Raw genomic sequence first — 24,499 nt, forward strand, 5'->3', positions numbered from 1 at the left:
CCGCGGACTCCGTGTCGGAGTCCGCGGACCGGGGGCGGACTTTTGCCTGCCGTTCCGGCCCGGGGCGTCGTCACTCGAGCGGGGCGAAGTCCCTGAGCCGCCACGCGCCGTCGAACGCGGGCTGCTCAGGGCCGTGGATACGGAAGTACGCGAACCAGCCGCGCCCCGGGCCGGTTTGGATCCAACGGCGCCTCGGCGCCTTCCAGGGACACGGTCGGGCAGAAGAAGGGGTACGCCTCCAAGGCGCGCATTATGTCCTGCTCCGCGCACCGCGCGGGCGCTCTCCGCGCTGGGGAATCCGTTCTCGGACTCCACGACCGTGGTCATGCCACAACCCACTCCGCCGGGCGGCGTGCCATCCACTGAGCGCACCGAGGGCAGGCCACGGCGCTTCCTCGTTCTCGCCCAGCGGTCAGGGCGTCGCATCTCGGCGGCGTGCGTGCCAGCTCCGCCCCGACCCCCGGGGACCCTGTTCGGCGGGGAGGGTATTTGGTGGGGTGGAGCGTGTCGCCGTGCCCGCCCGGGACGCCCGCCGGGGCGCGGGCGACGTCGCCGAACGTGTCGGAATCCCTCTATCGAGTCAACACGCTTGACATCGGTGGCCCTTGGCTGGTTTCTCTCATGTGGGGGACTTTCGCCCGTTCGGGTCTACCGCCGTGCGGGCCTCGACGAACCAGGTACACTGTGTACTCGCCAAATCACATGCGGTGACGTACTGTCGTACGCGTAGGCGATGCGACGGTGGCCCTGCGGGTCGGGACGGGATGCCAGGGGAGAGCACGATCAACCTCCCTGGAAGAGTGGTGGCGGAGACGGGTCGGGGGTCCGCGCGGTAGCGTCAACGGGGTCCCCGTCATCGGTCGTGGTCACAGCCGTGGCCACCTACGCAGCACCTTGGAGGTGAGGGTGTCCCAGCGATCCGCACACACGGCGGACGAAGCCGGCGCCGGCCAGCAGGACTTCGTCGAGGTCCGGTTGCCCGCCGCGGGGGCGTACCTCTCGGTTCTTCGTACCGCGACGGCCGGCCTTGCCGCACGTCTCGACTTCACCCTGGACGAGATCGAGGATCTGCGCATCGCCGTGGACGAGGCGTGCGCGATGCTCCTCGGCCAGGCGGTGCCGGGGAGCGTGCTGTCCTGCGTCTTCCACCTCGTCGGCGACGCCCTCCAGATCACGGTGTCCGCACCGACCACCGACGGCCGCACTCCCGCGCGCGACACCTTCGCCTGGACCGTGCTGTCGGCGCTCGCGGGCGAGGTCGACGCGACCGTGGACGAGAACGACGTCGTGAGCATCAGCCTCCACAAGAAGCGCGGTGGCGGGCCGGGGGCGCCGTGAGCACCGAGCACGCGAGTGACCGCCGGGGCGAGGACCCCCCGGAGGACGGGGCCCGGGAGGCCGAGGACATGGTCAGTGACACGAGCGTGACAGCGGACGCGACCGCCACCCCGCGCGAGGACACTCCCGAGGCTTCCGTGCCCGGCCGCCGCCGCCAGGCCGGCTCGAGCCACTCGCACCACGATCGGGAGCTCGCGAAGGGCATGTTCGCCCAGTTGGCGAAACTGCCGGCCGACGACCCGGACCGCCGACTGATCCGCGACCGGCTGGTCGAGATGCACCTGCCGCTGGTCGAGCACCTGGCCAGGCGGTTCCGCAACCGCGGCGAGCCGCTCGACGACCTGGTGCAGGTCGCCACCATCGGGCTGATCAAGTCGGTGGACCGGTTCGACCCGGAGCGCGGCGTCGAGTTCTCGACGTATGCCACTCCGACCATCGTCGGCGAGATCAAGCGGCACTTCCGCGACAAGGGGTGGGCGGTCCGTGTGCCGCGCCGCCTCCAGGAGCTGCGGCTCGCCCTGACCGCCGCGACGGCCGAGCTGTCGCAGCGCAACGGGCGCTCGCCGACGGTCGGCGAGCTCGCGGTGCAGTTGGGCATCTCCGAGGAGGAGGTGCTGGAGGGCCTGGAGTCGGCGAACGCGTACAGCACGCTCTCGCTCGACGTGCCCGACACCGACGACGAGTCGCCGGCGGTCGCGGACACGCTCGGGTCGGAGGACGAGGCGCTCGAGGGTGTGGAGTATCGCGAGTCGCTGAAGCCGCTGCTCGAGCAACTGCCGCCCCGCGAGAAGCGCATCCTGCTGCTCCGGTTCTTCGGCAACATGACGCAGTCGCAGATCGCCCAGGAGGTGGGCATCTCCCAGATGCACGTCTCGCGGCTGCTGGCCCGGACCCTCGCCCAACTGCGCGAGCGCCTCCTCGTCGAGGAGTAGGCCGGGCGGCGTACGTACGAGGCACGGCGCCACACACTGCGGCACAGCACAGCACAACCCGACACGACGCCGAGGGCCCGGAGGAGATCGCTCCTCCGGGCCCTCGGCGTCGTGCTGCGGTCGTCGTTCGTGCGGGGGGCGTCGCGTGGGGTCGCGTACGCGCTCAGTCCCCGCGCGCCTGGTCCACGCGCTCTTCGTGCAGGCGCTCGAGCGCCTGGTAGAGGCTCGGCCGGACCAGGATCCCGATGGCCACCAGCCCCGCGGCCAGTATCAGTACGCCGTACGCCACCCGGCCGCTGCCGCTGACCATCCAGTAGCCGATACCGAGCACCACGAGGTTCATGGTGATCGCGGGCGACCGGCTCCAGCGCCGTCCGCGGAACATTCCGATCGTGGTGGCGAGCATGCCGAGGCCGAGCAGCAGCAGGTACAGGCCCTCGCTGATGCCCTTGTCCTGGTCCACCGGCTCACCGAAGACGCTCGCGAGGAGTATGTAGAGCGCGAAGCCGAGACCAATCGCGGTCTCCACCGCGACGATCCCGGTCGCGACCCGGAAACTCACGGGCAGGGACCGGAGGGGCCCGAACGCGCCGGGCGCGGGAGCGGCGTCAGTCATCACCCCATGAGGGTAAACCGGGGCCCGGTTCACGAGGGAACGCGGCCGGTCCCGGCGGTACGCGGCCGCCCGGCAGCCGCCGTGCGCGCGGGGCTACCCTGTCGTACATGCGTGCCCTTCTTGTCGTGAACCCCAAGGCCACGACCACAAGCGAACGGACCCGGGACGTTCTGGCGCACGCACTCGCGAGTGACCTCAAGCTCGACGTGGCCACCACGTCGCACCGCGGGCACGCCACCGAGCTGGCCAAGTCCGCGGTCGTGGAGGGCGTGGACCTGGTGATCGCCCTCGGCGGCGACGGCACGGTGAACGAGGTCGCCAACGGCATACTCGCCGACGGCCCCTCCCCTGATCTCCCGGCGGTGGCGGTCGTACCCGGCGGCAGTACCAACGTGTTCGCCCGCGCGCTCGGCCTGCCGAACGATCCGGTCGAGGCGACGGGGGCCCTGCTCGACGCGCTGCGGTCGGGCCGTTCGCGGCAGGTCGGGCTCGGCATGGCCGACCGGCGCTGGTTCCTCTTCTGTGCGGGGCTCGGCTTCGACGCCGACGTCGTCGCCAGGGTCGAGGACCGCCGGGCGGAGGGCAGCAGGTCGACACCGGGCCTGTATGTGCGGTCCGCTCTGCGCAGGTTTTACCGAAGTGGTGGCACGAGGCGGTCCGGTCCCCTCACACTGGAGGTACCGGGCCAGGATCCGGTGGAGGGACTGTGCCTCGGCATAGTCCAGAACACGAATCCGTGGACTTATCTGGGTGGTCGTCCCGTTAACGCGTGTCCGGACGCGTCGTTCGACCTGGACCTCGATCTTTTTGGTCTGACCAGGATGTCCACTCTGCCCACGTTGCGGCACCTCAGCCGCATGCTGGGCACGTCGGGAAAAGCACCGCACGGACGTCACGTGGTGTCGCTGCACGACTGCGCGACGTTCACTCTTGGGGCTGAGGAGGCTGTGTCGCTTCAGGTGGACGGAGACCACCTGGGGGAACATCGCAGTGTGACCTTTAGGGGCGTCCCGCGGGCACTGCGTGTGATTGTGTGAGTAGAAGGGCCTCTACGCCTTTCAGTCGAACGTAGAATCCCGTTCACCCCTTAGAAGTAGGGGTGTGACCTACCCGACACCGACGATTCAAAAAATCCTTCGTCAGAGGGGTTGTGTCTACGGCCCAGGTTTGTCAGGCTCTACGTGGCGGGCCGGACAAGCCCCAAAGGCCAATCCTCTCCGCCCGACTCCACCACCAAACCTGGGGACCGACTTTGTCGGCCCTTACGTTGTTGGAGGATTCGTGAAAGCGTTCACATTCACAAGCCGTCACTAGGCGAGGCCACAAGCTTCGCCCGCTTACGAGGAGTTGGACCGCATGGACTGGCGCCACCGTGCCGCCTGCCGTGACGAAGACCCGGAGCTGTTCTTCCCGATCGGTAACACCGGTCCGGCGCTGCTGCAGATCGAGGAGGCGAAGGCCGTGTGCCGTCGCTGCCCCGAGATGGAAGCGTGCCTGCAGTGGGCCCTCGAGTCCGGTCAGGACGCGGGCGTCTGGGGCGGGATGAGCGAAGACGAGCGCCGCGCGCTCAAGCGCCGTGCCGCGCGCAACCGCGCACGCGCGTCTGCCTGATCCCCGGTTTCCGGATCTCCACGGCACCAACAGAACCTCGGCAACGCCCCGGCCGGTCGAAAGACCGCAACCGGGGTGTTGCCGTTTTTTCTGCGTTCCACGAACGCGTCAGCCGCGGGCCACGCGCCGCACCGGGAAGTCGAGCGTGACCACGGTCCCGCCCTCCTCCCCCGCACCCATGTCGAACCGCCCGCCCAGTTCGCTGCCCACCAGCGTGCGGACGATCTGCAGCCCGAGGTTGCCGGACACCTGCGGGTCGAAGTCCGGCGGCAGGCCCGCCCCGTCGTCGACCACCGTGATCACCAGGCGCTCGCCGGTGCGGGTCGCGGTGATCTCCAGGCTGCCGGAGTGCGTGTCGAACGCGTGCTCAAGGGCGTTCTGCAGCAGCTCCGTCAGGACCATCGCCAGCGGCGTCGCGGTCTCCGCGATCAGTACGCCGAAGCTGCCGTGCCGTGCGGTGCGCACCCGCGGGGCCGAGGCCGCGACCTCGGTGACCATGCTGAGCACGCGGTCCGCGATCTCGTCGAAGTCCACGCGCTCGTCCAGGGTTTGGGACAGCGTCTCGTGCACGATCGCGATCGACCCGACCCGTCGGACCGCCTCCTCCAGCGCCGCCCGTGCCTGTGGAGAATCCATTCGCCTCGCCTGCAGCCGAAGCAGCGCGGCGACGGTCTGGAGGTTGTTCTTCACCCGGTGGTGGATCTCCCGGATGGTGGCGTCCTTGGTGATCAGCTCGCGTTCGCGGCGGCGTAGTTCGGTCACGTCGCGCAGCAGCACGATCGCACCGATGCGCGCGCCGCGGGGCTTGAGCGGGATCGCGCGTACCTGCACCACCGCCGCGGCGGTCTCGACCTCGGTCTCGCGCGGCGCCCAACCGCTCGCGACCGCCGAGATGGCCTCGTCGACCGGGCGTTCGGACGGGGCGAGTTCGGCGGTGGTGCGGCCGAGGTGGCAGCCGACGAGGTCGCTGGTCAGGCCGAGGCGGTGGTACGCGGACAGCGCGTTGGGGCTGGCGTACTGCACGAAGCCCTCGGAGTCGAGGCGGATGAGGCCGTCGCCGACGCGCGGCGAGGCGTCCATGTCGACCTGCTCGCCCTTGTACGGGAAGAAGCCGGACGCGATCATCTGCGCGAGGTCCGCGGCGCTCTGGAGGTAGGTGAGTTCGAGCCGACTCGGGGTGCGCGCGGTCAGCAGGTTGGTGTTGCGGGCGATGACGCCGATGACGCGGCCGTCGCGGCGCACCGGGATGGCCTCCACGCGGACCGGTACGTCGTCACGCCACTCCGGGTCGCCCTCGCGCACGATGCGGCCCTCGCTGTACGCCGCGTCGAGCATCGGGCGATCGCCGCGCGACACGAAGTCGCCCACCAGGTCGTCCTGGTGGGACGTCGCGCCGGTGTTCGGACGCATTTGGGCGACCGCGACATAACGGTCGTCGCTGGTCGGCACCCAGAGCACCAGGTCGGCGAACGACAGGTCCGCGAGCAGCTGCCACTCGGAGACCAGCAGATGCAGCCATTCCAGGTCGGCCGGCTGGAGGTCCCCGTAGTTGCGGACGAGGTTGTTCATGGAGCGCACAGCGAGAGAGTAACCCCGCGCGGCCGGATGCCGACGACGGCGGGTCGGTGAGCGGGCGTCCGCGCCCGTGTCGCCGGGGGGTGCGTACGCGGGTTCCGGAGCGGGTTCAGGGGCCGGATCGGGGGTGCGGTGGAGGCGGCGCGGTGGCGGCATGAAGGCGGAATGGAGGCGGGGTGAAGGTGGGGTCGGGGGTGGCGGATCAGGACCGGGTTGCGGCGGGCTCAGGCGGGGGCGGGTCCGGCATGGGCCGGGAGCCGGGCTGGACGGAGCAGGGCAGGGGCAGCGCTGGGTCGGGGCGAGTACGGGCGGGGTCGGGTGTGTCCGGGCGGAGGGCGAGTCCGGGCCGGGGTGTGTCCGGGCCGGGGCGAGTCCGCATTGGGCGTGTCCGGACCGAGTCGAAAGGCGGGGGCGTGGGCGGGTCGGGGGGTGGTTTTCCACAGGCTTTGGGCCGTTGGTGGGTTGTCCACAGGTCGTAGGCGGGTGGCGTCGGGTGCGCCGGGCGGGGTGAGAAGCTTCTCGGGAACCCCGGTCGCCCCCGACGGGGTTCCCCGGACCTCCTGCCGGCCCGGGATCACCGTCCGGAGGTCGATGTGTCCGAGAACCACCCCGCCGTGCCGTCCGGCGGGCATCCGCTGGACTGGCTGGACATCCGCGAGAAGGAGCGGGTCGCCGCCGGGCTGCGCCGCCGCCTGCGCCCGAGGCCCGCAGACGAGCCCGGCGTCCTCGATCTCGCCGGCAACGACTACCTGGGCCTGGCCCGCGATCCGCGCGTGCTGGCGGCGGCGTCCGCGGCCGTGCGCACGTGGGGCGCCGGTTCGACCGGTTCGCGTCTGGTCACCGGTTCCACCGAGCTGCACGCCGACCTGGAGGCGGAGCTCGCCGCGCACGTGGAGGCCGAGGCGGCGCTCGTCTTCTCGTCGGGTTACGTCGCCAACCTCGGGGCCGTCACCGCACTGGTGGGCCGCGGCGACCTGGTGGTCTCGGATGCGATCAACCACGCCTCGATCGTGGACGCGTGCCGCCTGTCGCGCGCCCGCGTCGCGATCACCCCGCACTGCGACGTCGACGCCATCGCCGAGGTCCTGGCGAACCGGTCCGAGGAACGCGCCCTGGTGGTCGTGGACGCGGTGTTCTCGGTGGACGGGGACCTGGCCCCGCTCGCCGATCTCGCCGCCGTCGTACGCCAACACGGCGCGGTGCTGCTCGTCGACGAGGCGCACGGCCTCGGAGTGGTCGGCGCGGGCGGACGCGGCGCGGTGCATGCCGCCGGTCTCGCGGGGGCGGACCACGTGCTGCAGACGGTGACGCTGTCCAAGGCCATGGGCTCGCAGGGCGGTGCGGTGGTCGGACCGCGCCGTGTGATCGACCACCTGGTGGACACCGCGCGCACGTTCATCTTCGACACCGGTCTCGCGCCGGTGAGCGTCGCGGCGGCACTGGAGAGCCTGCGCATCCTGCGCGAGCGCCCGTCGCTGGCCGACGAGGTCCGGATGAGGGCCCGTCAGCTGGCCGACGGAGCCCGGGCGCTGGGGCTGAACGCGACGGAGCCTTCGGGGGCCGTGGCGTCGGTGCTGATCGGTGCGCCGGAGGCGGCGTTCCAGGCGTCGGTGCGGTGTGCGGAGGCCGGCGTTCGGGTGGGCTGCTTCCGGCCGCCCTCGGTTCCGGACGGCGTTTCGCGGTTGCGCCTCGCGGCGCGCGCGGACCTCACCGACGCGGATGTGTCGCGCGCACTGGACGTCCTCGCGGAGGCGATACAGGGCATCTGACCTGGGACGTTCCCTCTTCGGCGCAACACGGCACACATTGGTCTAGACATTTGTGATTGGTCTGAACCACAATGGTCCGCGTTGCTCTGATCAGGCGCTACCCCGGCGGACGTCGCACCCGCCGGGGTAGCGCACCTTTGAGGGAAGGACCGCGCGCGTGGCCACCATCTCGGCACCCCGAGTGCTCGTCGGAGGCCGTCTGGTCGGTCCCGCCGCACTCGTGGTCGAGAACGGACGCGTGACGCGCGTCGAGGACTCCGTACCGCCCGCCGGGCCGGATCACCTCGCGTTGCCCGACGGCATCCTCACCCCTGGACTGATCGACCTTCAGGTCAACGGTGCCTTCGGTGCGGACTTCGTGGCCGCCGGTCCCGACGAGTGGCGCACGGTCGCGGGCCGCCTGGCGTCGACGGGTGTCACGTCCTTCCTGCCCACGTTCATCACCGGGGCGATGGACACGCTGGTCGCCGCGCTCACCCGGGCGCACACCACCCGGGCGGCGCTGGTCCGCGAACCGGTCGCGCGGGTGCTCGGCGTGCACCTGGAAGGGCCGTTCCTGGCCGCCGCCAAGGTCGGCACGCACCCCGAGGAACACCTGCGTGAGCCGAAGCCGGAGCTCGTGGACCGGCTGCTCGACGACGACGCGGTGCGGGACGTCCTGGCCCTGGTCACCCTCGCTCCGGAACTCCCCGGCGGGATCGAGGCCGTCCGGCGCTTCGCCGAGGCGGGGATCAGGGTCTCCATCGGCCACAGCGACGCCACCGCCGCCCAGGTGGCCGAGGCGGCCGATGCGGGCGCGACGCTGGTCACCCACCTGTTCAACGCGATGCGCGGTCTCGGCCACCGCGAGCCCGGCGTGGTCGGCGCGGCGCTCACCGACCCGCGGCTCACCGCCGGGCTGATCGCCGACCTGCACCACGTCGTGCCCGCGGTGTGCTCGCTGGTGCTGCGGATAGCGGGGACGCGTACCGCACTCGTCACCGACGCGATGGCCGCCGCCGGCATGCCGCCCGGGCGCTACCGGCTCGGCGACGTCGACGTGACGCTCGCGGAGGGCGACGTGCCGCGCAATCCGGACGGGACCATCGCCGGTTCCGCCCTGACCATGGACCAGGCGGTGCGCAACCTCACCGCGCTGGGCCACGACTTCGCCGAGGTGGTGTCCTGCGGCGCGACCGTGCCGGCGGACGCGCTCGGCCGCGAGGACCTCGGCCGCATCGCACCGGGGGCACTGGCCGACCTCGTGTGGTGGGACGACGAACTCAACGTGCGGCGTACCTGGGTCGCGGGAGAGACCGTGTACGAGTAACCGCACGCACAGACGTGGCGGGCGGCCGTCAGCCGCACTGTAGGCCGCCCGTCACCCTCCTTCCGCAGATGGCTGCCACCGTCCGGAGGGAACCCCACGGGCGGCGCCGAGTTGGTGGACCGGCGCCGCCCGGTACGTCGTCACCCGTCGCGCGCGGGGAGCGACCCGCTCCCGCGTTCCGACCGGTTCAGGCCCGTCCTCGGGTCGCCCGGCCTGCGCCACCATGCCCTGGGCGGCCGCGGCCAGTTTCCGCCGGTCGGGGTACTCCCCCGGCGGGATCGCCCGCAGCACCCGCGCCTCGGCGACGATGCCGCACACGCCGGCCACCCGCCACAACGAGGCCGCCAACGTGTCCTCGCCGACGAACGCCGCTTCGCGTGCCGGGCCGCCGTCCGGTCCCAGGTAGCGGAGCACGACCGGGCGTACGGTCGCCCCGGCGTCCAGCGCCGCCTGGAACACCGCGCGGCGGAAAGGCCCCTGGCGTGCGCCGCACCACGTGCTGCCCTCGGGGAACACACCGACCGAGGACCCCGTGCGGAGTGCCGCGGCGATCGCGGCCACGTCGCCCGGCAGCGAGCGCGGCCGGTCGCGCGCGACGAAGACCGTCCCGCCCCGGGCGACGAACCGCCCGAGCACCGGCCACTCCCCCACCTCGCGCTTGGCCACCATGCGGGCGGGGCGCACGATCGCGAGCAGGGCGATGTCCAGCCAGGAGATGTGGTTCGCCACCAGGAGTTCGCCGCGGACCGGATGCGCGGCCGGGGCCGGGGATGAGCTCGGGGATGAGGTCGGGGCGGGGATCAGGGCTGCCGTGGAGTGCGGGACGCCGCCGGGGGTGGCCGGCCGCGCAGTCGCCTCGTACTTCAGGACCCGGACACGTACGCCCAGCGTCCTCAGGACGGCGCGCGCCCACGCCCGGACGAGCGCGTGCCGGACCGGCGGGCGCATGCGCGCGACGGCCGACGAGAGCGCAACCCCCGCGACGACGACGGCCACGCACGCGACGCAGCGCATGACACGACGCGCGATCCCCGCGGCATGCGCCGGATCGCGCAGGCAGACCTCGGGCGTGCACGGCGACCCCGGCACCCACGAGGGGCTCGCTGCCGGGTGTGTCACGCCGATTCCAGCGCGAGGAATCTGCGGAGGTACCGGGGGTCGGTGCGACGCAGCGACAGCAGGATGTAGAAGTCCGCGACGCCGAAGTCCTCGTCGTACGCGGGTTCGCCGCACACCCACGCGCCGAGCCGCAGGTAGCCGCGCAGCAGCGGCGGCAGCGCGAGCCGCGAACGCCCGGCATCGTCCGCGGCGGCGGGCGGCGTCCAGGGCCGGTACGGCCGCACGCGGTACTCCTCCGGCGCCGCGTACTTGCGCCGCGCCGCATCGGCCACGTCCGCGGCCAACAGCCCGCCGTCGTCCAGCGGCACGGAACAGCAGCCGGCCAGCCAGTTGTGCCCGCTCGCGACGAGGTAGCGCGCGATCCCGGCCCACATGAGCCCGATCACCGCACCCTCGCGGTGGTCGGGGTGCACGCATGACCTGCCGACCTCGACGAGGTCCGCATGCAGTTCGGCGTGGTTGCCGAGCGCGAACTCACCGGCCGCGTACAGCCCTCCCGCGGCGCGGGCGCGGTCCGGCGGCAGCAGACGGTACGTGCCGACGACCGCGCCGCTGATCTCCTCGCGTACGACCAGGTGGTCGCAGTGGGCGTCGAACGCGTCGACGTCGAGGCCGGGTTCGAGGCTGTGCAGTTCCGCGCCCATCTCCTCGGCGAATACCAGGTGCCGCAACCGCTGCGCGGCCCGCACCTCGCCCACGTCGCGGGCCGGCCCGACGGTGTAGCGCGGGCCCGGCGTGCGGGACGGCGCCGGGCGCGTGGACGTGGGCGGCGATGCAGGCAAGGAGGCGGGCGCCGCGACGTAGCCCCCACCGGGCACGACCCGGGCGGCGGCCGCCGAGACCATCGCCGACGCCGAGGCGCGGGCGGCGAGAACCCGGGCGGCGCCGGGGTGTTCGGGGAGTTCATACGCCGTGCCCGGCGGCGCGTAGGCGGCGGCCGACGCGGCCGCCGGACCGGGGAGAACCCGGGTGCGGTGCTCGGTGTCGGCAGGCGGTTCGGGCGCGGTGGTGGCGGGGTCCTTCGTGGTTCCAGGGGCAGGCGCGGTCATGGCGGTCTCCCGAACCCGGCGGGCCGGCCGGGGCGTTGGCGGGGCGCGGTTGCGGCCCCGCACTTCCTTGATGGCGCTCCCACCTGGAATCGGCGTAGCCGCAGTGGTGCATGTGAGTGTGGGACGACTGAAGCCTTGCGCAAAAAGCCATCAAAAGCTGACAAACCATCGAGTACGCGACGGCCCGCGCCACGCCGCCGACAAGGGTCGGCAACGGCTGACAGCAGGCGAGGCCCGCGGGCAGAGGGAGCCGCGTCAGGCCGCGTTCGAAGGCGGGCGAAGGACCGACGGGCCGTACACCGGGCGGGTCGAGCCGCGTGGTCCGCACCTGGACGAGGGCCACTCGGCCGTGTCGGACCGCGCTCGCCGCGCACGCACGCATACGGCCGCCAGCCGGCAGGCAGCAGGCAGCAGGCAGCTGGCAGCTGGCAGGCAGCCGAGAGTCGGCAGGGTTGCCCAAGCCCGGGTTGCCCGGTGCAGGACATCCGGCGCCGGAGGTCGGTGCGGCTCGACGGCGTCTCGCCCCTGTCCCGTTCGCCGTAGGAGCTACGGGCCGACAAGGCGGCGACGTGCGGCCGGTTCGTCCGCTACCAGGGCAGGGGACGGCCGTCGCGGAAGAAGCCGCCGGTGGGGCCGTTGTCGGGCAGCGTGGCGGCCCAGACGATGCCCGCCGCGCCGTCGCGTACCGGCCGCCCTCCGGGGCCGCCCATGTCCGTGGCGACCCATCCCGGGCACACCGCGTTGACGAGGATCCGGTCCGGTCGCAGCTCTGCCGCGAGCATCCTGGTCAGCGCGTTCAGGGCGGCCTTGGACGCGGTGTAGGCCGGGGTCCCCCCGCCCATGTTCGTCAGGGACGCCACCTCGCTCGACACGTTGACGATGCGCGCGTGCCCGCTCTTGCGCAGCAGCGGCAGTACGGCCTGGACGAGGCGCCAAGGCCCGTACAGGTTCGTCTCCGCGGCCTCGTGCACCACCGCGAGGTCCGCGTCCACGGCCCGCTGCCAGGTGTCGTAGTGCACGGCCGCGTTGTTGACCAGGACGTCGAGGCGTCCGTGGCGGTCGCGGATCTCGTCGACGGCGCGGGCCACGGAGTCGCCGTCGACGACGTCCAGGACGAGCGGGTGGACGTCGCGGTCGGCGAGCCGCGCGGCTGCGTCCCGCGCGGCGTCCGCGGACCGCGCGGACAGCAGCACCGTGTGCCCCTGGTCGGCGAGTTGCCGTGCCACCTCGTTGCCGATCCCCCGGTTCGCCCCCGTCACCAGCGTCACCGGTGCCGCCGCGGTCATGACCACTCCTTCGCTGTCCTGTGTGCCCTGGTTCGCTGTTGCTCTGTTCTCCGCCGGTCCGGCTTCTCTGCCGGTCCGGCGTCTCTGCCCCTGGGGTTCCCTGCCGCTCCGCTTCTCTGCGCTGGTGCGCTGGTGCGCTCTGGTGCGCTGCCACGCTGCCCGGAGCGAGCCGGACGCCCGCCGCCCCTAGCCGCTCAGCCGCGGCCGTCCACGCGAGCCCCGGCCTCGCCGTACACGAACCGCCGCGTCGACTCGATGAAGTCCTGCGGGAACCCGAGCGTGAAGTCCACCGCGGCGTCGAGCCGTTCCACCGCCTCGCGCGGCAGGTCGAGGCCGGCCGCGCCGAGGTTGTCCTTGAGCTGTTCGGCGGTCCGCGCCCCGATGATCGGGTGTACGGCGCGCGAGCGGGCCCGCGTCCACGCGACGGCCACCTGCGACGGCGAGGCCCCGACCTCGTCCGCGACCTCCTGGACCGCACGGGCCGCCGCGTGGTCGCGTTCGCCGAGCGAGTCCGGGTTCACCCGGGTCGCCGCCGTCCCGGCCCCGCCCGGGCGCGTGAACTTGCCCGACAGCACGCCGCTCGCCAGCGGGCCCCACGCCGCGACGCTCATCCCGAACGCGTCGGCCATCGGCAGAAGTTCGCGTTCGACGTCGCGGTTGAGGAGGTTGTACGGCACCTGGAGCCCGGCGAACGGCGTCCAACCGCGCCACTCCGCCAGCGTGTTCGCCCGCGCGACGACCCAGGAGGGGGCGTCCGAGATCCCGACGTACAGGACCTTGCCGGCGCGTACCGCGTCGTCGAGGGCACGCATGGTCTCCTCGATCGGAGTGTCGCGGTCCCAGATGTGCACCCAGTACACGTCGATGTAGTCGGTGCCGAGGCGCCGCAGGCTCGTCTCCAGCGACAGCCGGAGGTTCTTGCGGTGGTTGCCGGCCGCGTTGGGGTCCCCGCCGTCGCGGCTGAGCGTGTACTTGGTGGCCAGGACGAAGCGGTCGCGGCGGCCCTTGAGTATCGGTCCGAGGATCGCCTCGCTCGCGCCGTCGCGGTAGTTGACCGCGGTGTCGATGACGTTGCCGCCGGCGTCCTCGTACGCGTCGACGATGCGGCGGCTCTCGTCGGCCGTCGTGCCGACCGTCTCCGGGTCGCCGAACGTCATGGCGCCGAGGAACAGCTCCGAGACCCGCAGGCCGGTGTTGCCGAACAGGCGGTAGCGCATTGTCGGTGCTCCTCGCGTCCTCGTGTACGTCGTCTCTGCGTGCGTCTCCGGTGATCCTCGCGGCAATCTCGGCTGCGCGTCCAAGACCGCTCGTGATAGCCATCGGTTATGGATGTGCACCTGCGCGATCTGCGCTACTTCGTGGCCACCGCCGAAGAGCTCAACTTCACGCGGGCCGCCGAGCGGCTGTTCGTGTCCCAGCCCGCGCTGAGCAAGCAGATACGCCAGCTCGAAGACCACCTGCGGGTACGCCTCTTCGAACGCGACAAGCGGGCCGTCGCCCTCACCGCCCCCGGAGCCGCCCTGCTTCCCGCCGCCCGGGCGCTCCTGAGGGACTGGGACGAGGCGCAGCGCGCGGTCGCGGACGCGGCCGCCGCGGCGGCGGCCGTCCTCACCGTGGGCCTGTCCACCAGCGTCGGCCGCGGTCTGCTGCAAGGCGCGCGCGAGCGCTTCACGGAGCGGCGGCCGGGATGGACGGTCAAGCTCCGCCAGATCAACTGGGACGACGCGACGGCCGGCCTCGCCGCGGGCGAGGTGGACGTGGCACTGCTGTGGCTGCCGGTGCCCGGTCAGGAGGAGATGAACCTGCACGTGCTGGCCACCGAGCCGCGCTGGGTGGCGATGCGCGACGACCATCCGCTCGCGGGGCGCGACAAGGTCGCCTTCGCCGAACTCCTCGACGAGCCGTTCCTGGCGCTTCCGGCCACCGCGGGTCCGCTGCGCGAGTACTGGCTCGCGGTCGACCGGCGCGACGGACGCGAGCCGCGCATCGGTGCGACCGTCTCCAACGCCGAGGAGACGTTCGCGGCCATCGAGGAGGGCAGCGGCATTGTCCTGCTGGCCGAGGGCAACGCGGCCATCTACCGGCGTCCGGGCGTCACCGCGGTACCCGTCGCGGACCTGTCCCCCTGCGAGCTGGCCCTCGCCTGGCGCACCGAGGACCACCGGCCGGTCATCCGCGACTTCATCGACGCGCTGGTCCGCGCCGGGTCGTGAAAGTCAGGTCCTGAACGACGGGCGGGAACCACAGGACCGGGACGGCAGGCCCCGAACCACCACCCCGAGCCACCACCCCGAGCCACCGGAACCACCGGAACCACCGGGACCGGAAACCGCGACGGCCCCGCCCTCGGGAGGCGAGGGCGGGGCCGTGATCGGCGTACTGGCCCGGCTGTCAGGCCGCCGGGCACTGCACAGCCCCGGCTACGCGGCGGCCAGGAGCACGACGCCTGGCCCGCGCACCCGGATCCGGGTGCCGGCACAGCATCCGGGTCAGTGCGTCTCGGTGACCTTGGCGAGCGCGCGGGGCGCGTCCGGGTCGAGGCCGCGGGCCATGGTGATCTCGTACGCCAGCAGTTGCAGCGGCAGGATCTCCAGGATCGGCTGGACCTCCTCCGGCACCCCGGCCGGCAGCGCGAAGCCCGCGCTCGCCCGGGCCACCTGGTCGGCCTGGCCGACGACCATCAGGTCGGCGCCCCGGCCGCGCAGCCGTTCCAGGACCGGCTGGAGCGCCTCGCCGCCGCGCCCGTCCGGCACCACCGCGATGACCGGGCTGACGTTGTCGACCATGGCCAGCGGACCGTGCAGCAGGTCCGCACCGGAGAACGGCTGGGCGGGGATGTAGCTGGTCTCCATGATCTTCAGGGCCGCCTCGCGGGCGGTCGGGTAGCCGTACCCGCGCGAGGTGATCACCAGGCGCTGCGCGAAGCGGTAGCGCTGCGCGAGCTCGGCGACCTCGGACCGCCGGGCGAGGATGTCCGCGGCGTACTCGGGCAGTCGGGCGGCGTCCGTCCCGTCACCGCCGCGCAGGCCCTCGACGAGGAGGTACAGCGCCAGCAGTTCGGCGGTGTACGTCTTCGTCGCCGGCAGCGCCTTCTCCGGTCCGGCCAGGACGTCGATGTGGAACTCGGACACCGCGGCGAGCGCCGAGTCGGCGTTGTTGGTGACGGCGAGGGTGATCGCGCCGGCCTTGCGGGCCGCCTCGGTGGAGGCGACCAGGTCCGGCGAGCCGCCCGACTGGCTGACCGTGACGACGAGGCAGTCGGTCAGGTCGGGCCGCGCGCCGTACGCGGTCGTCGTGGACATCGAGGTGAGCCCGGCGGGCCTGCCGAGCAGCACCTCGACCAGGTACTTCGCGTACAGCGCGGCGTTGTCGCTGGTGCCCCGCGCGGTGAGCAGCACGAACCTCGGGCTGCGGGCGGCGACGGCGTCCGCGACCTCGCGGATGCGCGGCGCGCCTTCGGTCAGGATCCGGCGCAGTACCTCCGGCTGCTCGGCCGTCTCGGCGGACATGATCCCGCCGCGCGGCGTTGCGGCTTCGGTGCTCGCAGACATCGTTGTGGTGCCTTCCGTTGGTTCCCGGTTGGACAGCTCGGGTGGCCTGCCTCGGTGCGTTGCCCTGGGCGGACACCCCGGCGCGGAGCGCCTGGGCGGACGACCCCGGGCGGACTACTCGGTGCCGACCGGGATCAGTCCGTCCAGGACCCGCCCGGTCAGTGTCTCCGCCGCGGCGATGCCGCACACCCGCGCGGCGCCGTGCGTGGCGATGCGGGTGAGGCCCTGCGCGTCGCCGTACGGGAGCCCCATCTCCACCACGACCGTGTCCGGCCGGACCGCGACGATGCCGGCCAGCATGTCGGCGGCGGCGACGTTGCGGTGCAGGTCGCGTACGACGACCACGAGCTGCCGCCCGTCCGCCGCGGCGAGCTGCGTGTCGACCAGGCCGAAGGTGGTCATGCCCGGCCGCGCGACGGTCGTGCCGGGGACCGCCTGGGCCAGGTACGCCCCGACGCCCCACGGCGTCTCGTCGCCCACCGCGATGTTGGTCTGCGACGTCAGCTCCAGCACGTGGGCGGGAGCCGTCACCGGGGTGAGCGGGCCCTCGACGCGGACCGCGCGTCGGGCGGCCGCCAGGCCGACGGCGTGGTCCCCGGGCTCGCCGCCGCGGTTGGCGTGCTCGCGGGTCCACGCCGCGAGTTCCGCGACGCGGGCGGCGGCGTCGGCGAGGCGCTCCTCGGACAGCCGGCCCTCGCGGACCGCCGTGACGATCGCGTCGCGCAGCAGCAGGACGGTGCCCTCGTCGCACAGTCCGCCGCCGACGCAGACCGCGTCGACGCCCGCGGCGAGCGCGCGCACCGTGCCGTCGGCGATGCCGTAGGTGTCGGCGATGGCGCCCATCTCGATGCCGTCGGTCACGATGAGGCCCTGGAAGCCCATCTCCTCGCGGAGCAGGCCGGTCAGGATCGGGCGGCTGAGCGTCGCGGGGTACTCGGCGTCGTAGGCCGGCAGCACGATGTGCGCGGACATGACGGCCTTGGCCCCGGCCGCGACCGCGGCACGGAACGGCACCAGGTCGCGGGCGGCGAGCAGTTCGCGCGACGCGTCGACGCGGGGCAGCCCGAGGTGGGAGTCGACGGCGGTGTCGCCGTGGCCCGGGAAGTGCTTGACGCAGGCGGCGACGCCGGTGGCCTGGAGGCCCTCGACGTACGCCACGGTGTGCCGGGCCACCAGCTCCGGGTCGGCGCCGAAGGAGCGCACGCCGATGACCGGGTTGTCGGGGTTGGCGTTGACGTCCGCGTCCGGCGCCCAGTCGAAGTTGACGCCGCAGCGGGCCAGGTCGCGGCCCAGCCCGGTGGCCACGGCCCGGGTGAGGTCGGTGTCGTCGACGGCTCCGAGGGCGAGGTTGCCGGGCCAGGAGCTGCCCTGGCGTACCTCGAGGCGGGTGACGTCGCCGCCTTCCTCGTCGATGGCGACGAGGATGTCGTCGCGTTCCTTGCGCAGCGTCGCGGTGAGTGCCGCGAGCTGCTCGGGCGACTGCACGTTGCGGCCGAACAGGCCGACGGAGCCGAGTCCGTCGGCGACGTGGCGGCGCAGCCAGTCGGGGGCGGTCAGGCCGGCGAAGCCGGGCTGCAGGACGGCCAGCGCGAGGCGGTCGAGCTCCTGGGACATCGTGCTCAGCCCTTCACCGCACCGGACGTGAGCCCGCCGGTGACTCTGCCTTGCAGGACCAGGAAAATGAGCAGGACGGGCAGCATGAACAGAGTCGCCGCCGCCATGGTGGCGCCCCAGTCGACGGTCAGGCCGTTGCTGAACTCGTTGAGCCACGCGGGCAGGGTGTCCTGCTTGGGGTCGCTGAACAGCAGCGTGTTGGCGAACGCGAACTCGTTCCACGCGGTGATGAAGCCGAACAGCGAGGTGGACAGCAGCCCCGGGGCGAGCAGCGGGAACACCACGCGGCGGAAGGCACCGAAGCGCGTACAGCCGTCCACGCGGGCGGCCTCCTCCAGCTCGACCGGGATGTTCGCGAGGAATCCGCGCAGCGTCACGATCGAGAACGGCAGCGTCATCACGAAGTAGATCGCGGTCAGGAACGGCAGCGAGTTGAGCATCTCCTGGTCGCGGCCGATCAGGAACATCGGGATGATCAGCGCCTCCCACGGCGCCATCTGCGCGATGAAGACCATGAGGATGAAGGGCGCGCGGCCCTTCCACTGCATGCGCGCGACGGCGAACGCGGAGAAGCACGCGACGATCAGCGCCAGGCCCACGCCGCCGACGGCGACCATCAGGCTGTTGCCCCAGAAGTTCCAGAAGTTCTCGATGTCGACGGCACTCTTGAAGTTGTCGAAGGTGACCGAGCTGGGCAGGAACTTCGGGGTGTCGGAGCCGATGTCCTTGGCCGGCCGGAAGGCGGTCAGGACCATCCAGTACACCGGGAAGATCATCACCACGAAGACGATGAGTGCGGCGATGTTGAGCGGGACCCGCTTGAGGACTCGCGACTTCAGGGGCGTCACTTGTCGGCCTCCCGCTCCTGCTTGAACAACTGACGGAAGTAGAAGACGAGCATCGCCGCGAGGATCAGGACGGTGACCGTCGAGATCGCGCCCGCGACGCCGTAGCGCTTGAGCTGCATGCCGGTCTGGTACGCGTACACCGGCAGCGTCGCGACGTCGGCGAGCGGGCCGTTCTGCCCGGCGATCGCCCAGATCTGCGCGAAGCACTTGAAGATCCAGATCACTTCGAGCGAGGTGACCAGCAGGAAGAGCGGGCGCAGCATCGGGAAGGTGATGGACGTGAAGATCCGCACCGGGCCCGCGCCGTCGAGGCGTGCCGACTCGTACACCTCGTCGGGGACCGTGGTCAGACCCGCGTAGATGGTCAGCGTCGCGAACGGGATCGACTGCCAGACGATCAGCAGGATGATCACGGTCATCGTCGACTTGCCGTCGGCGAACCACGTGTAGTTGTCGAACGAGTCGAAGCCGAGCTTGACCAGCAGGTAGTTGGCGACGCCGTTGTCCGAGCGGAACATCCACTTGAAGACCGTGGTGGCGGCGATGATCGGCATCGCCCACGCGCACACCAGGCTGGTGAGGACGACGATGCGCATGGCCTTGCCGAGCTTGGTCAGCATCAGCGCGATCAGCGTGGAGATCACCATGATGGAGACCACGGTGATGCCGGTGAACCAGAAGCTCCGCCAGGTGACCCGCCAGAACTCGCCGTCCTGGAGGATCTCCTTGAAGTTGTCCAGCCCGATCCACTTGCCGGACAGGCCGAGCGTGAAGTCGCGGCGGCCGTACTCCTTGAAGCCGAGGATCGCGTTCTTGATCACCGGGTAGAGCAGCAGGAAGAGGACGCCGAGGATCGCCGGGGCGACCATCAGGTACGGACTGACGAGCTGAAGTGGTCCGCGTCTGCGGCGTGGGCGCTTGTGAGAGCCGGTCCCACCCGCCGGGGGGTCTGTCATCCGCGGAGGCTGCGTGGGCGTCGCGACCACCGCGTCGGCCTTGGAGGCTGACACAGGTGCCTTCCCGTCGTTCGGTGTCGGTAATCGGGCCGGAGCCGGTCCCGACGGGACTTCCCGTCGGGACCGGCCACGTGGTGCTGGTGAGCCGATCGGATCGGCGGACGATCCGAGTCGGGATCAGCTCTTGGTGTTGAGCACCTTCGCGATGGCTTCGTCGGCCTTCTTGCCCTCGGAGTCGGGGTTGCCTCCGACCAGCACGGCGGTCAGGTACGCCTTGATCGGGTTCGACTCCTCGACCGCGGCCCAGTTGGTGGTGACCGTCGCGGGGATGACGAAGCCCTTCTGCGCGCCCAGGGCCTGGGCCTGCGCACCCGGGACACCCTCGAGCGCGGTCACCTGGGTGGTCTTGCTCGGCACGTACACCAGCGCCTTGGCGAGCTTGACCTGCATCTCGTCGCTGTTGAACAGCTTGACGGCGTCGTACGCCAGCTCCTTGTTCTTCGACTTCTCCGGTATGAAGAGGTCCGAGCCGCCGGTCAGGGTCGCACCCGGGGCCGACGCGTCCTTGCCCGGGATCGGGAAGTAGTCGTACTGGTCCTTGAGCGCCGGGTTGTTCTTGACGACCGTGTCGAGCTCACCCGGGACGGCGATGAACTGCGCGATCTTGCCGCCGGCCGCGGCGACGGTCTCGGGCTGGGTCTTCTCGTCCGAGTCCTTCGGGCCCTTGCCGTTGGCGGCGAGGTCCTTGTAGAAGTTCACGGCGGCGGCGCCCTGCGGCGTGCCGACGTTGGACTTCCACTTGTCGCCGTCCTTCGTGGTGAGGTCGATGCCCTCGTCCTTCAGGAGGCCGGCGTAGAAGTACCAGTTCTGACCCGGCAGGTAGATGCCCTGCTGGTCGCCGGTGTTGAGCTTCTTGCTGATCTCCAGCCACTCGGCCCGCGTCTTCGGCGGCTGGACGCCGGCGGCGGCGAACGCCGCCTTGTTGTAGATCACGACGCGGTTGGCGGCGTAGAACGGAACGCCGTACTGCTTGCCGTCGAGCTTGCCGGGGCCGGCCAGACCGGGGATCCAGTCCTTGCCGCCGAGCTCGTCGACCTTGTCGGTGAGGTCCATGACGCCGCCCGAGGCCGCGTAGCCCGCGATCTGGGTGTTGCCGGCCTCGACGATGTCGGGGGCGTCGTTGCTGGCGAGGGCGGCGGTGATCTTCTCACCGATGCCGTTCCACTGCTGGACCTGGATGTCGACGGTGGAGCCCGGGTGGTCCGCCTCGAACTTGGCCTTGAAGGCGGTGTTGAACTCGTCGTTCGTCGACCCCTTCATGACCCAGATGGTGACCTTCCCGGTCTTGCCCGCGGCCGCGGGGGCACTGCCCGACGCTGCCGGCTTGTCCTTGTCACCGCTGTCCGAGCTGCCGCAGGCGGCAACGCCGGTGAGCGCCGCCGCGACACCCGCCGCGACGAAGAGACGACGCTTCACACCATCCTCCTCAGGATGTTTGGTACCGCTGCCGTGGGTTTCGCGTTTCCCCGCTTCAGACCCGTCGTGAGGGACCGGGCCTTCAGGATCCGCCTGGGGGGAAGGTGCTTTGCGAACCTGGACGAGGGTTGCGCGGTGACCACCAATGGTTTAGACCATTCCGGAGGTTGGCATAGACCAATTGGGGTGTCAAGGTTCCGCAGAAGACCTGCGGGCAGCCGTTACCCGACCGACATCTGAGCCGTGGTCCGCGCTGATCCGTGCGGCCCGTCACCCGTGCCGGTCCGGTCGTGCCACGATGGGGACCGAACGTGTCAGGAGGGCACAGGTGACGGCGGAACAAGGGGCGACCGCGATGGCGGCGGCGCCGAACGAACAGGACGCCGGCAACCCGGAGAGCGTGACGGGCGGGGACCCGGCCGCCGAGGGGGCCGCGCGCGAGCCGAAGTACTACCGACTCAAGAAGCACCTGCAGGAGCTGACCCAGACGCAGCCCCCCGGCACGCCCGTGCCGCCGGAGCGCACGTTGGCCGGGGAGTTCGACATCTCGCGGACCACGGTCCGCCAGGCCCTCCAGGAACTGGTGATCGAAGGGCGCCTGGAACGCATCCAGGGGCGCGGCACTTTCGTCGCCAAGCCGAAGGTCGCACAAAGCCTCCAGCTCACCTCGTACACCGAGGACATGCGGGCCCAGGGTCTGGAGCCCACCTCCCGTCTGATCGACATCGGCTACGTCTCCGCCGACGACCAGTTGGCCGAACGGCTCGCCATCAAGCCCGGCAACCGGGTGCTGCGCATCGAGCGCCTGCGGCTGGCCAACGCCGAGCCCATGGCGATCGAGACGACGCACCTGTCCACCAAGCGCTTCCCGTCGCTGCGCCGCACGCTCGACCGGTACACGTCGCTGTACACGGCCCTCGGCGAGGCGTACGACGTACATCTGGCCGAGGCGGAGGAGACCATCGAGACCGCCCTCGCCAACCCTCGTGAGGCGGGGCTGCTCTCCACCGACGTCGGCATGCCGCTCCTGCTCCTGTCGCGGCACAGCTTCGACACGTCCGGGGAACCCGTGGAGTGGGTCCGCTCGGTCTACCGAGGCGACCGCTACAAGTTCGTCGCGCGCCTGCAGCGTCCCCAAGGATGACACGGGACCACCCCAAACGGACATAAACCCTGCTTAAGGGACGATCAAGCCGTGTGACACGTGTCACCGCGGCACTCATGCGGCACGTCATGCGGCACGTCCACGTCTACCTGTCCGCCGCAGCGGTGCCGCGGGGTGGCCGAAAAGTGCGGTGCCGGGAAGCCGCAAGCCCGGCGGCCACGGTGGCCGGAAAACACGGTCACCGGAAAACACGGCGGCCGGGACAGGCGGCTGCTTGCTTCCGCCGGTCCCGGCCGTGCCTCGGAGAAATTGCCGTTCACTCCGACGCCTGTGCGGAGGCCGCGGGTCGCGTGCTCGCACCGGACCCACCGCCGGTGCGGGCTCCACGCCCGCCCCCGATGCTCCCCCGCGACCCGCCCGCGGCACCCGGGCCGCTAGTCCGCACTGCACGGGACCTTGGTCCCGGAACGCGCCGTGGGACCTTGGTGCGGGGCACGGCCGCGCGGGACTTAGGCTCTCGACGTGAGCATTCTGGTCGTCTCCGGGACCGACACCGGTGTGGGCAAGACAGTCGTGACCGCGGCGGTCGCGGCGCTGGCCGCGACACGCGGCTCCTCGGTCGCCGTCGTCAAGGCCGCGCAGACCGGCGTCGCACCCGACGAGCCGGGCGACCTCGACGACATCGGGCGCCTCGCGGGCGTGACCGACCTGCACGAGTACGCGCGCTTCACCGACGCGCTCTCACCCGCCGCCGCCGCCCGCCTGAGCGGCCGACAGCCGGTCAACCTGTACGAGGTCGTGGCGACCGTACGCGAACTCGCCGAGACCCGCCGCCTCGTCGTCGTCGAGGGCGCGGGCGGGCTCCTGGTCCGCTTCGACGAGGAGGGCACCACCATCGCCGACCTCGCCCACACCCTCGGCGCCCCGGTCCTCGTGGTGGCCCGCCCCGACCTCGGGACGCTCGGCCACACCGCGCTGACCCTGGAGGCGATGGCGCACCGCGGCATCGACCTCGCGGGCGTGGTGATCGGTTCCTGGCCCGACACGCCCGACCTGGCCATGCGCAGCAACATCCGCGATCTGGAGACCCTGGCGGCCCGTCCGCTGGCCGGTGCCATCGGTGCCGGGGCGGGCGCGCTGCATCCCGCCGAGTTCCTGGGGGCGGCCCGCTCGGGTCTGGCTCCAGCGCTGGGCGGTACCTTCGACCCGGGCGCGTTCCGTGCCGCCCACGATCCAGCGCGAGGTGAACGGTGACGGAAACGCTCGATGTGACGAACCACGGCGCCCGGGACGACAGCCCGGCGGACGGCGACATCCTCGCCGTCGCGCGCGAGCAGGTGCTCGAGCAGGGCCGCGGACTCACCGCGGACCAGGTGCTCGAGGTGCTCGGCCTGCCCGACGAGCGCCTCGAGGAGCTGCTGCAGCTCGCCCACGAGGTCCGGATGCGGCACTGCGGCCCCGAGGTCGAGGTCGAGGGCATCGTGTCGGTCAAGACCGGCGGCTGTCCCGAGGACTGCCATTTCTGCTCGCAGTCCGGCCTGTTCCCGTCGCCGGTGCGCGCCGCGTGGCTCGACATCCCGTCGCTGGTCAAGGCCGCCGAGGAGACCGCGGCGACGGGTGCGACCGAGTTCTGCATCGTGGCCGCCGTACGCGGGCCCGACAAGCGCCTCATGGACCAGATGCGCGAGGGCGTCAAGGCCATCCGCGAGGCCGTCGACATCAACATCGCCGCGTCGCTCGGCATGCTGACGCAGGAGCAGGTCGACGAGCTCGCCGAGATGGGCATCCACCGCTACAACCACAACCTGGAGACCGCCCGCTCCTACTTCCCCAACGTCGTCACGACGCACTCGTGGGAAGAGCGCTGGGACACCCTGCGCATGGTGCGCGCGGCCGGCATGGAGGTCTGCTGCGGCGGCATCGTCGGCATGGGCGAGACCGCCGAGCAGCGCGCCGAGTTCGCCGGGCAACTGGCCGAGCTGGAGCCCGACGAGGTGCCCCTCAACTTCCTCAACCCGCGTCCCGGCACGCCCTTCGAGGAGCAGACGGTCATCGAGCCGCGCGAGGCGCTGAAGATCATCGGCGCGTTCCGGCTGGCCCTGCCGCGCACCATCCTGCGGTACGCGGGCGGGCGCGAGATCGCCCTCGGCGACCTGGGCACCGAGCAGGGGCTGCTGGGCGGCATCAACGCCGTCATCGTCGGCAACTACCTGACGACGCTCGGCCGCAAGCCGGAATCGGATTTGGAGCTGCTGGCCGACCTGCAGATGCCGGTGAAGGCGCTCAACCAGACGCTGTAGGTGCCGCGGCACGGCACCCGGAACGGGCGGGGCCGGTACGAGGGC

General features: G+C 71.7%; 21 protein-coding genes. 10 read left to right on the forward strand and 11 right to left on the reverse strand.

Annotated elements, in window-relative coordinates; translation table 11 throughout:
* Positions 1 to 906: 906 nt before the first annotated feature.
* Both AB0C36_RS35100 and AB0C36_RS35105 read left to right on the forward strand, forming a co-directional pair.
* Entirely contained in the window at positions 907 to 1,338 is a 432-nt protein-coding gene (locus tag AB0C36_RS35100) for an ATP-binding protein (RefSeq protein WP_358362363.1), read from the forward strand.
* The gene (locus AB0C36_RS35105) at positions 1,335 to 2,270 is read left to right on the forward strand and encodes an RNA polymerase sigma factor SigF (protein WP_358362364.1); all 936 of its coding nucleotides are present in this window, start codon (positions 1,335 to 1,337) and stop codon (positions 2,268 to 2,270) included. Before AB0C36_RS35100 ends, AB0C36_RS35105 begins: the two co-directional genes overlap by 4 nt.
* A gap of 163 nt (positions 2,271 to 2,433) precedes the next feature.
* Here AB0C36_RS35105 and AB0C36_RS35110 read toward each other — a convergent pair whose 3' ends face one another.
* Positions 2,434 to 2,886 (reverse strand): hypothetical protein, encoded by a 453-nt coding sequence (locus AB0C36_RS35110; RefSeq protein ID WP_358362365.1) that lies wholly within the window; start codon positions 2,884 to 2,886, stop codon positions 2,434 to 2,436.
* 107 nt (positions 2,887 to 2,993) lie between these two features.
* Here AB0C36_RS35110 and AB0C36_RS35115 point away from each other — a divergent pair, with 107 nt between their 5' ends.
* Positions 2,994 to 3,923, forward strand: a complete 930-nt coding sequence (locus AB0C36_RS35115) for a diacylglycerol/lipid kinase family protein (protein ID WP_358362366.1) — start codon at positions 2,994 to 2,996, stop codon at positions 3,921 to 3,923.
* Between the two features lie 319 nt (positions 3,924 to 4,242).
* The gene (locus tag AB0C36_RS35120) at positions 4,243 to 4,497 is read left to right on the forward strand and encodes a WhiB family transcriptional regulator (RefSeq protein ID WP_231778498.1); all 255 of its coding nucleotides are present in this window, start codon (positions 4,243 to 4,245) and stop codon (positions 4,495 to 4,497) included.
* 108 nt (positions 4,498 to 4,605) lie between these two features.
* Here AB0C36_RS35120 and AB0C36_RS35125 read toward each other — a convergent pair whose 3' ends face one another.
* Positions 4,606 to 6,066, reverse strand: a complete 1,461-nt coding sequence (locus AB0C36_RS35125) for a sensor histidine kinase (protein ID WP_358362385.1) — start codon at positions 6,064 to 6,066, stop codon at positions 4,606 to 4,608.
* Positions 6,067 to 6,665: 599 nt separating this feature from the next.
* On the opposite strand from AB0C36_RS35125, the gene AB0C36_RS35130 reads away from it, so the two are divergent.
* Positions 6,666 to 7,841, forward strand: coding sequence for an 8-amino-7-oxononanoate synthase (locus AB0C36_RS35130; protein ID WP_358362367.1), 1,176 nt, complete (start codon positions 6,666 to 6,668; stop codon positions 7,839 to 7,841).
* A gap of 157 nt (positions 7,842 to 7,998) precedes the next feature.
* Positions 7,999 to 9,150, forward strand: coding sequence for an N-acetylglucosamine-6-phosphate deacetylase (nagA, locus tag AB0C36_RS35135; protein WP_358362369.1), 1,152 nt, complete (start codon positions 7,999 to 8,001; stop codon positions 9,148 to 9,150).
* Between the two features lie 51 nt (positions 9,151 to 9,201).
* Here nagA and AB0C36_RS35140 read toward each other — a convergent pair whose 3' ends face one another.
* From AB0C36_RS35140 to AB0C36_RS35155, 4 genes are all read right to left on the reverse strand, one after another.
* Positions 9,202 to 10,269, reverse strand: coding sequence for a lysophospholipid acyltransferase family protein (locus AB0C36_RS35140; RefSeq protein WP_358362370.1), 1,068 nt, complete (start codon positions 10,267 to 10,269; stop codon positions 9,202 to 9,204).
* Positions 10,266 to 11,114: a GNAT family N-acetyltransferase gene (locus AB0C36_RS35145; protein ID WP_358362387.1), complete on the reverse strand. Its 849-nt coding sequence runs from the start codon at positions 11,112 to 11,114 to the stop codon at positions 10,266 to 10,268. The genes AB0C36_RS35140 and AB0C36_RS35145 overlap by 4 nt, the downstream gene beginning before the upstream one ends.
* A gap of 791 nt (positions 11,115 to 11,905) precedes the next feature.
* Positions 11,906 to 12,604 (reverse strand): SDR family NAD(P)-dependent oxidoreductase, encoded by a 699-nt coding sequence (locus AB0C36_RS35150; protein ID WP_358362371.1) that lies wholly within the window; start codon positions 12,602 to 12,604, stop codon positions 11,906 to 11,908.
* A 194-nt stretch (positions 12,605 to 12,798) separates the two neighbouring features.
* Entirely contained in the window at positions 12,799 to 13,821 is a 1,023-nt protein-coding gene (locus tag AB0C36_RS35155; protein WP_358362372.1) for an aldo/keto reductase, read from the reverse strand.
* 108 nt (positions 13,822 to 13,929) lie between these two features.
* Here AB0C36_RS35155 and AB0C36_RS35160 point away from each other — a divergent pair, with 108 nt between their 5' ends.
* Positions 13,930 to 14,817, forward strand: coding sequence for a LysR family transcriptional regulator (locus AB0C36_RS35160; RefSeq protein ID WP_358362374.1), 888 nt, complete (start codon positions 13,930 to 13,932; stop codon positions 14,815 to 14,817).
* Positions 14,818 to 15,093: 276 nt separating this feature from the next.
* Here the strand turns inward: AB0C36_RS35160 and AB0C36_RS35165 are convergent, their stop codons facing one another.
* The 5 genes from AB0C36_RS35165 to AB0C36_RS35185 all read right to left on the reverse strand — a co-directional run bounded on the left by AB0C36_RS35165 (position 15,094) and on the right by AB0C36_RS35185 (position 21,049).
* A complete protein-coding gene (locus tag AB0C36_RS35165) occupies positions 15,094 to 16,155 on the reverse strand; it encodes an SIS domain-containing protein (RefSeq protein WP_358362375.1) in 1,062 nt (353 codons plus the stop codon).
* Between the two features lie 114 nt (positions 16,156 to 16,269).
* Positions 16,270 to 17,769, reverse strand: a complete 1,500-nt coding sequence (locus tag AB0C36_RS35170; protein ID WP_358362377.1) for a glycoside hydrolase family 3 protein — start codon at positions 17,767 to 17,769, stop codon at positions 16,270 to 16,272.
* Between the two features lie 5 nt (positions 17,770 to 17,774).
* The gene (locus AB0C36_RS35175) at positions 17,775 to 18,608 is read right to left on the reverse strand and encodes a carbohydrate ABC transporter permease (RefSeq protein ID WP_358362388.1); all 834 of its coding nucleotides are present in this window, start codon (positions 18,606 to 18,608) and stop codon (positions 17,775 to 17,777) included.
* A gap of 5 nt (positions 18,609 to 18,613) precedes the next feature.
* On the reverse strand, positions 18,614 to 19,573 hold the full coding sequence (locus tag AB0C36_RS35180; RefSeq protein ID WP_358362378.1) for a carbohydrate ABC transporter permease: 960 nt from the start codon (positions 19,571 to 19,573) through the stop codon (positions 18,614 to 18,616).
* 177 nt (positions 19,574 to 19,750) lie between these two features.
* On the reverse strand, positions 19,751 to 21,049 hold the full coding sequence (locus tag AB0C36_RS35185; RefSeq protein WP_358362380.1) for an extracellular solute-binding protein: 1,299 nt from the start codon (positions 21,047 to 21,049) through the stop codon (positions 19,751 to 19,753).
* A 355-nt stretch (positions 21,050 to 21,404) separates the two neighbouring features.
* Between AB0C36_RS35185 and AB0C36_RS35190 the strand changes: the two genes are divergently transcribed.
* The 3 genes from AB0C36_RS35190 (at position 21,405) to bioB (ending at position 24,454) form a co-directional block, all read left to right on the forward strand.
* A complete protein-coding gene (locus AB0C36_RS35190; protein WP_358362390.1) occupies positions 21,405 to 22,193 on the forward strand; it encodes a GntR family transcriptional regulator in 789 nt (262 codons plus the stop codon).
* Positions 22,194 to 22,676: 483 nt separating this feature from the next.
* On the forward strand, positions 22,677 to 23,408 hold the full coding sequence (gene bioD, locus AB0C36_RS35195) for a dethiobiotin synthase (RefSeq protein WP_358362382.1): 732 nt from the start codon (positions 22,677 to 22,679) through the stop codon (positions 23,406 to 23,408).
* A complete protein-coding gene (gene bioB, locus AB0C36_RS35200; RefSeq protein ID WP_358362384.1) occupies positions 23,405 to 24,454 on the forward strand; it encodes a biotin synthase BioB in 1,050 nt (349 codons plus the stop codon). Before bioD ends, bioB begins: the two co-directional genes overlap by 4 nt.
* Positions 24,455 to 24,499 lie beyond the last annotated feature (45 nt).

It is taken from the genome of Streptodolium elevatio (genome assembly GCF_040649515.1).
Taxonomy (GTDB): Bacteria; Actinomycetota; Actinomycetes; order Streptomycetales; family Streptomycetaceae; genus Yinghuangia; species Yinghuangia elevatio.

Bases quoted from the DNA above. Each gene is read 5' to 3' on its own strand.
- AB0C36_RS35165 (WP_358362375.1), bottom strand. From the start codon at position 16,155: ATGTCTGCGAGCACCGAAGCCGCAACGCCGCGCGGCGGGATCATGTCC.
- AB0C36_RS35160 (WP_358362374.1), top strand. From the start codon at position 13,930: ATGGATGTGCACCTGCGCGATCTGCGCTACTTCGTGGCCACCGCCGAA.
- AB0C36_RS35115 (WP_358362366.1), top strand. From the start codon at position 2,994: ATGCGTGCCCTTCTTGTCGTGAACCCCAAGGCCACGACCACAAGCGAA.
- AB0C36_RS35180 (WP_358362378.1), bottom strand. From the start codon at position 19,573: ATGACAGACCCCCCGGCGGGTGGGACCGGCTCTCACAAGCGCCCACGC.
- AB0C36_RS35110 (WP_358362365.1), bottom strand. From the start codon at position 2,886: ATGACTGACGCCGCTCCCGCGCCCGGCGCGTTCGGGCCCCTCCGGTCC.
- AB0C36_RS35145 (WP_358362387.1), bottom strand. From the start codon at position 11,114: ATGGTCTCGGCGGCCGCCGCCCGGGTCGTGCCCGGTGGGGGCTACGTC.
- AB0C36_RS35190 (WP_358362390.1), top strand. From the start codon at position 21,405: ATGGCGGCGGCGCCGAACGAACAGGACGCCGGCAACCCGGAGAGCGTG.
- AB0C36_RS35155 (WP_358362372.1), bottom strand. From the start codon at position 13,821: ATGCGCTACCGCCTGTTCGGCAACACCGGCCTGCGGGTCTCGGAGCTG.
- AB0C36_RS35120 (WP_231778498.1), top strand. From the start codon at position 4,243: ATGGACTGGCGCCACCGTGCCGCCTGCCGTGACGAAGACCCGGAGCTG.
- AB0C36_RS35170 (WP_358362377.1), bottom strand. From the start codon at position 17,769: ATGTCCCAGGAGCTCGACCGCCTCGCGCTGGCCGTCCTGCAGCCCGGC.
- AB0C36_RS35125 (WP_358362385.1), bottom strand. From the start codon at position 6,066: ATGAACAACCTCGTCCGCAACTACGGGGACCTCCAGCCGGCCGACCTG.
- AB0C36_RS35150 (WP_358362371.1), bottom strand. From the start codon at position 12,604: ATGACCGCGGCGGCACCGGTGACGCTGGTGACGGGGGCGAACCGGGGG.